12 protein-coding genes are annotated in these 9,856 nt (G+C 69.5%); 4 read left to right on the forward strand and 8 right to left on the reverse strand.

Annotated features, from left to right (window positions below):
• The first annotated feature begins 49 nt into the window (after positions 1-49).
• Positions 50-1,015, forward strand: a complete 966-nt coding sequence (locus Psi02_RS04155) for an SDR family NAD(P)-dependent oxidoreductase (protein ID WP_203971980.1) — start codon at positions 50-52, stop codon at positions 1,013-1,015.
• 85 nt (positions 1,016-1,100) lie between these two features.
• Here Psi02_RS04155 and Psi02_RS04160 read toward each other — a convergent pair whose 3' ends face one another.
• The 6 genes from Psi02_RS04160 to Psi02_RS04185 all read right to left on the reverse strand — a co-directional run bounded on the left by Psi02_RS04160 (position 1,101) and on the right by Psi02_RS04185 (position 5,336).
• The gene (locus tag Psi02_RS04160) at positions 1,101-1,748 is read right to left on the reverse strand and encodes a GOLPH3/VPS74 family protein (protein WP_203971982.1); all 648 of its coding nucleotides are present in this window, start codon (positions 1,746-1,748) and stop codon (positions 1,101-1,103) included.
• A 14-nt stretch (positions 1,749-1,762) separates the two neighbouring features.
• Positions 1,763-2,026, reverse strand: coding sequence for a type II toxin-antitoxin system antitoxin (locus tag Psi02_RS04165; protein ID WP_203971984.1), 264 nt, complete (start codon positions 2,024-2,026; stop codon positions 1,763-1,765).
• A 2-nt stretch (positions 2,027-2,028) separates the two neighbouring features.
• A complete protein-coding gene (locus Psi02_RS04170) occupies positions 2,029-2,955 on the reverse strand; it encodes an SPFH domain-containing protein (protein ID WP_203971986.1) in 927 nt (308 codons plus the stop codon).
• A 166-nt stretch (positions 2,956-3,121) separates the two neighbouring features.
• Entirely contained in the window at positions 3,122-3,628 is a 507-nt protein-coding gene (locus Psi02_RS04175; protein WP_203971988.1) for an ATP-binding protein, read from the reverse strand.
• Between the two features lie 221 nt (positions 3,629-3,849).
• Positions 3,850-4,626 (reverse strand): hypothetical protein, encoded by a 777-nt coding sequence (locus Psi02_RS04180; protein WP_203971990.1) that lies wholly within the window; start codon positions 4,624-4,626, stop codon positions 3,850-3,852.
• Entirely contained in the window at positions 4,623-5,336 is a 714-nt protein-coding gene (locus tag Psi02_RS04185) for an ABC transporter ATP-binding protein (protein WP_203971992.1), read from the reverse strand. Before Psi02_RS04185 ends, Psi02_RS04180 begins: the two co-directional genes overlap by 4 nt.
• A 160-nt stretch (positions 5,337-5,496) precedes the next feature.
• On the opposite strand from Psi02_RS04185, the gene Psi02_RS04190 reads away from it, so the two are divergent.
• Positions 5,497-6,675: a sensor histidine kinase gene (locus Psi02_RS04190; RefSeq protein WP_203971993.1), complete on the forward strand. Its 1,179-nt coding sequence runs from the start codon at positions 5,497-5,499 to the stop codon at positions 6,673-6,675.
• Complete coding sequence (locus Psi02_RS04195; protein WP_308442206.1) at positions 6,662-7,297, forward strand: response regulator; 636 nt, start codon at positions 6,662-6,664, stop codon at positions 7,295-7,297. Before Psi02_RS04190 ends, Psi02_RS04195 begins: the two co-directional genes overlap by 14 nt.
• Before the next feature lie 129 nt (positions 7,298-7,426).
• On the opposite strand, the gene Psi02_RS04200 is transcribed toward Psi02_RS04195, so the two are convergent.
• A complete protein-coding gene (locus Psi02_RS04200) occupies positions 7,427-8,107 on the reverse strand; it encodes a GNAT family N-acetyltransferase (protein WP_203971997.1) in 681 nt (226 codons plus the stop codon).
• A gap of 95 nt (positions 8,108-8,202) precedes the next feature.
• Here Psi02_RS04200 and Psi02_RS04205 point away from each other — a divergent pair, with 95 nt between their 5' ends.
• Entirely contained in the window at positions 8,203-9,054 is an 852-nt protein-coding gene (locus tag Psi02_RS04205; RefSeq protein ID WP_239094595.1) for a DUF72 domain-containing protein, read from the forward strand.
• 18 nt (positions 9,055-9,072) lie between these two features.
• Here the strand turns inward: Psi02_RS04205 and Psi02_RS04210 are convergent, their stop codons facing one another.
• Positions 9,073-9,855 carry an alpha/beta fold hydrolase gene (locus Psi02_RS04210; protein ID WP_203971999.1) on the reverse strand — a complete coding sequence of 261 codons (783 nt, stop codon included), beginning with the start codon at positions 9,853-9,855 and terminating at the stop codon, positions 9,073-9,075.
• Position 9,856 lies beyond the last annotated feature (1 nt).

Raw genomic sequence — 9,856 nt, forward strand, 5'->3', positions numbered from 1 at the left:
AAGCTAACCGGACCCGGCTCCGCTTAATCCTATGTGGAGGAACATCGGCATGAACACCCAACGCGTCACGACTCCCTTCGGACCGGCCACGACCGCTGAGGAGACCGTCGAGGGCGTCGACCTGTCCGCCAGGAAGGCCATCGTGACGGGAGCGTCGTCGGGAATCGGCGTGGAGACCGCCCGGGCGCTCGCCAAGGCCGGCGCCGACGTCACCCTCGCCGTCCGCGACGTCGTCGAGGGCGAGAAGGTCGCCGCCGGCATCGAGGCGTCCACGGGCGACGCGCACGTGCACGTCGCGCCCCTCGACCTGTCGGCCCGTGACTCGATCGACGCCTTCGTCGCCTCATGGCGGGGGCCGCTCGACATCCTGGTCGACAACGCCGGCGTCATGGCCACCCCCGAACGGCGCACCGCCGAGGGCTGGGAGATGCAGTTCGCCACCAACCACCTCGGCCACTTCGCCCTCACTCTCGGCCTGCACGACGCCCTCGCGGCCGCCGGGCATGCCCGCGTCGTCGTCGTGAGCTCCGTGGGCCACATCAACGGGGACGTCATCTGGGACGACATCAACTTCGAGAAGAACCCCTACGACGAATGGAAGGCCTACAGCCAGTCCAAGACCGCGAACATCCTGTTCGCCGTGGAAGCCGCCAGGCGCTGGGCAGGCGAGGGCATCGCGGTCAACGCGCTCAACCCCGGCCGCATCTGGAGCACCGGCCTTTCCCGACACATGTCCGCCCCGCCCGCGTCGTTCGAGCCCGAATCCAGCGACGGCGTGTCGGTCAAGGACATCCCCCAGGGTGCGGCGACCTCGACCCTCCTGGCCGCCTCACCCCTCGTCGAAGGCGTGACCGGACGGTATTTCGAGGACTGCCAGGAGGCCGCACCACACACACCCGGGCTCCGGCGCGGCTTCGCGGCATACGCCGTCGACCCCGACGCCGCCGCACGCCTCTGGCAGGTGTCCCTCGACATGATCGGCGACGCCGCCGCACAACAGGCGACGGCTGACTGATCCGCGCCCTCGACCTGGTCGGATACGGAGAAGGGCGGGTGGCCGGATGGCAGTTCGTTCACGTCCAGATCGGAGATCACCGGACTCAGCCCCCCGCTCCGCTGCTGGCGGCGACGGAGGCCACGTGGAGTTGGCGGATGACCTTGCGCAGCGCCGGCGACGTCGGTCCACCCCGTTCGGTCAGCTGGGTGATGCGCTGCTTGTACTCCCGCCGCTTCGCCCTCGGGAGGACCGTCCTGACCTCTCCCGCCGCCGCCAGCGCGACGAGCGCCGCGTCCCGTTCGCTGACGCGGGACAGCGGGCCGGTCAGGGCGAAGGCGACCTGTGCCGCGAGCCGCTTGACCACACGCGTGTCCCGCACCCGGACGAAGCTCCTGCTGAAGATCAGAAACGGCCGGTTGAGCTCCACCCGGATCCACCGCTCCGTCTCCAGTTCGTCGCGTACGGCCCGAGCCGTGGCGTGGTGGTCCCTGCTGATCCAGTGCTGCCATGACCGCGGCCGCGACTCGGCGATCTGGCGCAGCAGGCCGTCCAGGACCGGATCGGCGAGCCTGTCCTGCGTGACGACCCGCACCTTGCCCTTGTCGTCGGCGATCCGTCCGCTGAGAAGCAGATCGGTGAGCGCCGCCGCGCGGAGCAGGTAGGGGAACACCATGCGCGTCACCACCCGCTCCTTTCTGGAGTCGTAGCTGAGGAGGTAGAGCTGAGCGGCCAGGGAACTGGGAGTGTCCACGGGACTGCCTTCTCTCAGTCGTCGTCGGGCGGCGCTCCGGTCTCGGACGCCGCCGTGGCGGAGGTCTCTGGGGGCTGGACCTCTGTCTTGGTGGGCCGGCCGCGCCGGGGGATGCGACCGGCGCCGCCGGGGAGCCGTCCCGCGTCCGACAGCGCCCGGCGAAGTAGGAACTCGATCTGTGCGTTGGTGCTGCGAAGTTCGTCGCCGGCCCAGCGGGCCAGCGCGTCATGCACCACGGGGTCCAGTCGGAGCAGGATGCTCTTGCGTTCGGTCGCCACGGCTACTGGTAGAGGGAGCCGGTGTTGACCACGGGCTGCACGTCGCGGTCTCCGCACAGGACGACGAGCAGGTTGCTGACCATCGTGGCCTTGCGCTCCTCGTCCAGTTCGATCACGTTGTGCTCGTCGAGGCGGGCCAGGGCGGCCTCGACCATGCCGACGGCGCCGTCCACGATCCGCTGGCGGGCGGCGACGACCGCTCCGGCCTGCTGGCGCCGCAACATCGCCTGCGCGATCTCGGGAGCGTACGCGAGGCGGGTGATGCGCGACTCGATGACCGTGACCCCGGCCGACGCCACGCGGGCCTGGATCTCGGCCGACAGGCGGCCGGTGATCTCGTCGGCGTTCTGGCGCAGGGAGAGCATGTCGTCGTGCCCGTCATAGGGGTAGCTGCCCGCGATGTGACGCACCGCGGTCTCCGTCTGGAACGCGACGAACTCCACGAAGTCGTCGACTTCGAAGACCGCCTTCGCCGTGTCCTCGACCTGCCACACCACCACCGCGGCCATCTCGATCGGGTTGCCGTCGGCATCGTTGACCTTGGTTATGTCGGTCTCGTGGTTGCGGATCCGGGTCGAAACGCGCCGCTTCTGCGTGAAGGGGACGACGAAGCGCAGGCCCGGGGTCCGCACCGTGCCCACGTAGCGGCCGAGCAGCTGTACCACCCGCGCTTCGCCGGGCGCGACCGCGGTGAGCCCGGAGGCGAGGACGCAGGCCGCCAGGAAGACCAGCACCGCGACGACCAGCAGGGCGAACCCGGTGCCGCCACTGTGCTGGACCGCGACGATGATCCCCACCGGGATCAGCACGATGAAGGCGAGCAGGCCTGCCAGGGCCGAAACCAGCACCGGCCATCCCGAGGCCGCACGGGCCGCTCGTTCGTCGATCTGTGGCGCGGGCATGTCGACGGCAATGTCCATGTCTGTCATGGCTCCTCCTCGTTGTCTATCGCGAATCTAGCAAAGTGATATCACTTTTACTAGAGGCTGCCTTCGCGCATAGACGTCGAGGCCCGCCGGCATTCAGACGGCCGCGGTGATCACTGGACGGGGAAACCGCTTGGCCGGCGTCGCGGTGTCCTGATGGACGCCGAGGTCACGGGCGAGCCCCCGTGATCTCGAACCACACGACTTTGCCCGTGTAGGTGAGGACGGAGCCCCATCGCGCGGACAGTTGGTCGAGCAACTGGAGTCCGCGGCCGTGCTCCTCGCCGGCGTCGGGGAGTCGCATACGCGGGAGTTCAGGACTCAGGTCGTTCACTTCGCAGCGGAGGGTGCCGTCGATGAGGGACAAGGTCAGAAGCGGCTTCCCCCACGCATGCAGCAAGGCATTGGTGATCAACTCGTCGGCGAGGAGTTCCGCGAGGTCGACCTGGTCGTCCAGTCGCCACTCGGTCAGCGTCATGCGAATCCGGTGGCGGCCCTCCGGAACCGCGGAGGGATCGTCCGGCAGGACCCAGGTCACGCGATGGCCGGCCGCCGGTCGGGTGGCGCCGGTGACGCGGTACCGGTGAGCGTCGGGCGTGGAGGCGCCGGACGCACGATCCGTGTCCGGATGCCGCGCTGAGTGGAACGCCGCTGGAAGGGTCGTACTGGCGGCCATGGCTCCCACTTCCCCCTGGTTGGAGCTGGTCTTCCCCTTCAGGATTCCGCCGCGTACGCTCGCCGTCTTCTCCGGCAGCGCCCATCTTGCACCCCTGAAGGCCGGACTCCGCAGGCACCTGCTGGCTGCCATGTCCGGCCGGCCGCCGCACCGGACCGCCGGCCGGTCGCCACCAGGACACATGCCGTGTCGGCCGCGGGATGCCGACAGGTGCGTCCCGGTCAATTCACGTCCTTGCGGATCACGCGCAGCGCACCGACCGTCAGCGGGACGACGATCCAGAAGATCGTCGATACGGCCAGCCGGGCCGCGTCGCCACCGGTCATGTCCCCTGCCGCCAGAGGCGAGGTGGTGCTGTTGAGATCGAGCCACTCGGCCGCGACCGCTCCGCCGGCGCCGAGCCTTTTCACGACGGACCACAGAACCGGGGCGGACAACCAGATCACGATCGCGGCCGGCGCGTTCAGCAGCAGCATGCCCAGGGCGAGTCCTGCCACCACCAGGAGAACGTTCGTCCCGGTCCAGCCCGCCAGCATGAAAGGAGTGATCTCCCAGGTGGCCGGCACATTCCGGACGTTCGCCACGACACCCGTCACCGGCACCGCGACCAGCAGCGCGAACAGGGAGGCGGCCACCGCCACGATCAGCGACAGCAGACACCTGGCGGCTGGCACCCGCCAGCGGTGCGGTTCGAGGGCGTACGTGGTCAGGGCGGTCCGGTGGACCCATTCGCCGGTTACGGAGAGGATGCCGAGCACGGGCAGCAGGGTCCCGTAGCCGATTCCGGCGGTGCCGACCAGGGTGTGCAGGTCCGGGCCGAACACGACGCCGCGGCTGACAATGGACGCGAGCACCAGGACGAGCAGGATCGATGCCACGATCGAGCCGCAGCGGGTGTCGACGAGCTTGCGGGCCTCGACACACAGCAGCCGGCGGAAAGGGGTCCGGCGGAGATCCGTGGTCGTGATGTCCGTCGCGGGGATGTGGGCGTCGGTCATGCCGCACTCCGATCGGCGTTCGCGGTCAGTTCGAGAAAGGTCTGTTCGAGACTCCGGCCCCGGCTGAGCTCGTCGACGGTGCCCCGGGCGAGGACACGGCCACGGCCGATCATCACGATGTGGTCGGCGACCTGCTCCACCTCGTGGAGCAGATGCGTGCTGAGCAGCACGGCGCATCCCAGGTCGGCGAGGTCACGGAGTAGCCGGCGCATCCACTGGATGCCCTGCGGGTCCAGGCCGTTGGCGGGCTCGTCGAGGATGAGCACCCTGGGCCGGCCGAGGAGCGCGTGACCGACGCCGAGCCGCTGCCTCATTCCCAGCGAGTAGCCGCCTACGGTCCGCCGGCTCTCCCCGCCGGTCAGCCCGACGAGGTCGAGGATCTCGTCGACCCTCGACTTCGACAGGCCGAGCATCATCGCGCCCAGCGTCAGGACCTCCCGTCCCGTACGGCCGGGATGCTGGGCGCCGGCGTCGAGCAGCGTGCCGACCTGGAGACCCGGGCAGCCCAACTCGGTGTACGGCCGGCCCAGAACGGTGGCCGAACCCCTGGTGGGGTGGGCGAGTCCGACCAGGATGCGCAGGGCCGTGGACTTCCCGGCGCCGTTGGGCCCGACGAAACCGGTGATGCTCCCCGCTTCGACGGTGAAGGACACGTCGTCGAGTGCCTTTACATTTCCGTAGACCTTGCTGACGTGGCTGAACTCGATCATGCGTCCAGTCCACCGGATGTGAGGCCGCGGATCATCGGACCCAGGTCGAGGACCACGGGCGCGAGGGCCAGGTCTGCGCCCCTGGTTCTCGACCTGTGGCCACCTGGACGTCGACCCAGGTCGCTAGAGCGTCGGTCCGGTGGTCTTTAGGCTGTGAGCTGTGCAGGACCGAGCGGAGGACCCGCCTCCACTGGATGGGCCGGGCATCGCGCTGCGCTACGTGTGCGCCGTGCTGCCGATGGTGTTCTATGGCGTCGTCCTGGTCGCGATCGTCTCCCGTGACCACGACCGGCTCGTGTCGGCGCTGGTCGATGTGGGGCTCGGCGTGATCGGGCTGATGCTGATGCGGTGGCGGCGTCACCGGCCGTGGCCGATCGCGCTGGCGACCGCCCTGCTGACCGTCTACTCCACCACCGCTGTCGGTCCCGCCCAGGTCGCGTACGTGTCCTTGGGCACGCGTCGCCGGTGGCGTCAGTTCATCCCCGTCGCGGTCGTTTCCTGGCTGGCTCTGGTGGCACGCTCCAGTTGGACGGGCGTCGGCCAGGCGACCCTCGTCTCCGTGGTGACCGGAACCGCCGTCCTCGGGGGGCTGACTGTCTTCAGCCTGTACCTGCGCGGGCGCCGTGATCTGGCCGTCTCGCAGCGAGAGGCGGAGCTGGCCGAGGAGCGCGAGCAGTCGCAGCGGATAGAGCAGGCCAAGCTCGCGGAACGCGTCAAGATCGCCCAGGAGATGCATGACGTCCTCGCTCACCGGATCTCCTTGGTGTCGATGCTCGCGGGCGGCCTGGCGTACCGGACGGACCTCACGGCCGAGGAGACCCGGGAGGCCGCGATGGCGATACAGGAGAACGCGCACCAGTCGCTGAACGAACTGCGCACCGTGCTCGGGGGGCTCAGGCGCGACGGCGGCCTGGAGCCCCCGCAGCCGAACCTGGCCCACCTGGACGCCCTGTTCGCCGAGGTACGCGCCGCCGGTCAGCTGGTCGAGGTGGACGACACCGTGGACGACAGGGAACTGCTTCCGACGCAGACCGGCCGACATGCGTACCGGATCGTGCAGGAGGCTCTGACCAATGCGCGCAAGCATGCGCCGGGCAGCCGGGTGAGGGCCGAGCTCGGCGGGCGGCCGGGTGACGGCCTGCGAATCCGGGTGAGCAATCCGGCGCCGTCCGGAACGTCCGCGGGTCCCGGCGGGAGGCTGGGACTGGTCGGCCTGGCCGAACGAACGCAGATGGCGGGCGGCACCATCCGTCACACCGTCCAGAACGGGCGGTTCATCCTCGATGCCCGGTTGCCATGGGAGGCTTCGCACTGTGACTCGGTTGGTGATCGTGGATGACGACCCGATGGTGCGAACCGGGCTGCGCCTCATTCTCGGTGGAGAGCCCGACCTGGAGCTCGTCGGCGAGGCCGATGACGGCCTGCGGGCCATGGACGTGATCCGCGACCTCAGGCCCGACGTCGTGCTGCTGGACATCCGGATGCCCAACCAGGACGGGCTGACCACCACCGAACTGCTGGTGGCACAGGCGGACCGGCCCCGGATCCTCGTCCTCACCACCTTCGACGCCGACGACATGGTGCTGCGGGCTCTGCGGCTCGGAGCCGACGGCTTCCTGCTCAAGGACACGCCGCCACCGAAGATGATCGACGCGGTCCGTACGGTGGCCGGAGGCGAGCCGGTGCTGTCGCCGAGCGTCGCTCGACAGGTGATCGCCGCGGCCACCGGAGGACGCGAACCGCGGCGCCCGGAGGCGCAGCGAGAGCTGGCCAAGCTCACCGAACGCGAGCGGGAGGTGGCGATCGAGGTCGCCCGGGGCAGCTCGAACGCCGAGATCGCCGGACGTCTTCACATGAGCGTCGCGACCGTGAAGGCGAACGTCACCCGGATCTTCGCCAAGTTGGCGACCGACAACCGCGTCCACGTCGCCATGAAGGTGCGCGACGCCGGTCTCCTCTGAACCCACGATGAGTGCCGATTCCGGGCGCTCACACGGATCAGACTCGCTGTCAGGGCGTGTCGTACGGGACGACGGAGGGGCCTGCCCGGGTGATCGCCCAGGCGGCGAACCAAGGGGATGCGCCGAAATTCAGACCGTGTCCGCCGGCATCCCCTGGGCGTCTTCACGAAGGAGACGTGGTTCACGACGCTCCAGCGCCCTGGTCAGCCGCTCCTCCAGCATCGACCGGCAGTCCGGCCACTCCGTCGCGATTATCGAGTAGATCGCGGAGTCGCGGAGCCTGCCGTCCTCCCCCGGCGCCCATGACTGGGACCAGTTCCGCAGGACGCCTTCGAACCGCGCGCCCACCTTCTCGATCGCGGCGCGAGAGCGTCGATTCCGTGCGTCCGTCTTCAGGTCGACACGGGCCACGCCCCAGTTCTCGAACGCGTTGCGGAACAGCAGGAGCTTGGACTCGACATTCAGTCCAGTGCCCTGAGCCGACGTCGCCAGCCACGTGAAACCGACCTCTACCGCGGACAAGCGGTCTTCCGACAGCCATAGGCGCGGCTCCCAGTAGGCCGTGACCCCGACCGCCCGCCCCGACGACTTCGCCACCTGCGCATATGGAGCGAGCATTCCCGTCGCCGCGCGGGCGAGGTGGCCGTCGATGTACCGTCCCACCTCGGCCGCCGCGGGCACCAAGGTGAAGCCGTAGGAACTCCGGTCCTCTTCCGCCGCCACCGCCAGGTCCGGCGCATGACGATGGTCCAGCGGCTCCAGACGTACGAGCTCACCTTCAAGGACCGGTCCCTCAAGCTTGAAACTCATCGACCCTCGCTCTTTCCACGTCACGAAGAGGGCACCGTGCCGCAAAGTTCGGACGGTGCTCCACGCGCCCCATTTTGCCGGATACCGTCGAGGTCATGCGGCTTCATGTGGGGTGCGCGATGTGGACGCACGCGCCGTGGCAGGGACGTTTTCTGCCCCATCCACTCCCTCCGGGGGAGCGCCTGCGCTCCTACGCGACCTGGTGCAACGCGGTGGAGGGCAACACGACGTTCTATGCGACGCCGGCGAGGAGCACCGTGGAGTCGTGGGCGCGGCAGACCACTCCCGACTTCCGCTTCGTGGTCAAGCTGCCCAAGTCGATCACGCACGAGCGGCGCCTGACCGGCGTCGAGGAGGAGCTCCGGTCGTTCCTGGACGCGATCGAGCCACTCGGGCCGCGCGCCCACGCGCTCTGGGTCCAACTGCCGGGCTCATTCGCCCCGACCGACCTCGGCACCCTGGCGGCATTTCTTCGCCGGCTGCCCCGCTCGCACAGATACGCCGTCGAAGTCCGCCACCGCGCGTTCTTCGATGACGCGAGATCCGTGGGACTGCTGGAAAGGGTTCTCGCCGGCGTCGACGCCGAGTGGGTCCCGTTCGACACCACCACCCTCTTCCAGAGCCCTCCGACCAGCGACGCCGAACGGGACGCGTGGACGAAGAAACCGCGCGTGCCACGCCGGTCGGTCGCTCTCACCGACCGTCCGATCGTCCGCTACCTGGGCCGGGACGCCGCGGAGCGCACGATCGAGGGCTGGCGGCAATGGATCGGGACGGTCGCCGAATGGTTGCGCGAGGGTCGCTCGCCGACGGTGTTCATCCATACCCCGGACAACGCGGACGCGCCGATGCTCGCCCGTCGCTTTCACGACGACGTGCGGGCGGTGCTGCCCGAGGTCGATCCACTGCCCGAGCCCGTCGCGGCCGACCCGCTGACCCTCTTCTGAGAGGCGGAGGCGCGTCCGTCAGGCGCCGAAGAATTCGGCCAACACGGGTGCGAGGGCTTCGGGGGCCACGTCGTGAGTCTGTCCGTCAAGCGTCCGGTGCTCCGCGGTGGGCAACGCGTCCGCGGTGGCCTTCGCCGCCTGCTGGAGCCCCTGCGGGCTGCCCCCGCCGCTGAGGACCAGCGACGGGACGGCGATCGCCGATGTGCGGTCGCGCGGCACGACGCCCCCGGCGAGCAGGGCGTCGTCATAGGCGAGCGTCGGGGCGATCGCCTCCAGTACGGCCCAGCCTGGCTGTGCCCGGATGCCGGCGACGACCTGCGGAGGTATGCCGACGTACGTCATGAACAGGGCCACGGCGTCGCCTCTGCGCCCGGCGTCGAGCAGTTCGTGGAGCCGTTCGGTGTACTCCTTGATCCCGGTGTCGCCTGCGGCCTCGGCCACGAACGGCGGCTCGTAGAGCGCCATCTTGGTGATCCCCGGACCGGCTGCCGCGGTCGCCAAGGTGAGAGCCGCACCAGAGGAGATGGCATAGACGTACGCCTCGCCGCCGGCCTGTGCGATGAGCGCACGGAGGTCCTCGACCTCTCTGGCGACCGCGTAGGGCGGCGTGTCCGAGCTTTCACCCCGGCCGCGCCGGTCGTAGGTATAGACGGTGAAGGTGTCCTGCAGGAGCGCGGCGAGTGGCCGCATCGGCCCTGCGCCGCGGTAGCACATGGCGCCGTCAACGAGGACGAGCGCCGGCCCGCCGCCGGTGCGCTCGTAGGCGATCGTGGTGCCGTCGGCTGAGGTGATTGCCGGCATG

The sequence above is a fragment of the Planotetraspora silvatica genome (genome assembly GCF_016863315.1).
In the GTDB taxonomy this organism is placed as follows: Bacteria; Actinomycetota; Actinomycetes; order Streptosporangiales; family Streptosporangiaceae; genus Planotetraspora; species Planotetraspora silvatica.

Coding starts and splice junctions, on each gene's coding strand:
- Psi02_RS04175 (WP_203971988.1), bottom strand. CDS start 3,628: ATGGCCGCCAGTACGACCCTTCCAGCGGCGTTCCACTCAGCGCGGCAT.
- Psi02_RS04155 (WP_203971980.1), top strand. CDS start 50: ATGAACACCCAACGCGTCACGACTCCCTTCGGACCGGCCACGACCGCT.
- Psi02_RS04210 (WP_203971999.1), bottom strand. CDS start 9,855: ATGCCGGCAATCACCTCAGCCGACGGCACCACGATCGCCTACGAGCGC.
- Psi02_RS04205 (WP_239094595.1), top strand. CDS start 8,203: ATGCGGCTTCATGTGGGGTGCGCGATGTGGACGCACGCGCCGTGGCAG.
- Psi02_RS04185 (WP_203971992.1), bottom strand. CDS start 5,336: ATGATCGAGTTCAGCCACGTCAGCAAGGTCTACGGAAATGTAAAGGCA.
- Psi02_RS04170 (WP_203971986.1), bottom strand. CDS start 2,955: ATGACAGACATGGACATTGCCGTCGACATGCCCGCGCCACAGATCGAC.
- Psi02_RS04180 (WP_203971990.1), bottom strand. CDS start 4,626: ATGACCGACGCCCACATCCCCGCGACGGACATCACGACCACGGATCTC.
- Psi02_RS04200 (WP_203971997.1), bottom strand. CDS start 8,107: ATGAGTTTCAAGCTTGAGGGACCGGTCCTTGAAGGTGAGCTCGTACGT.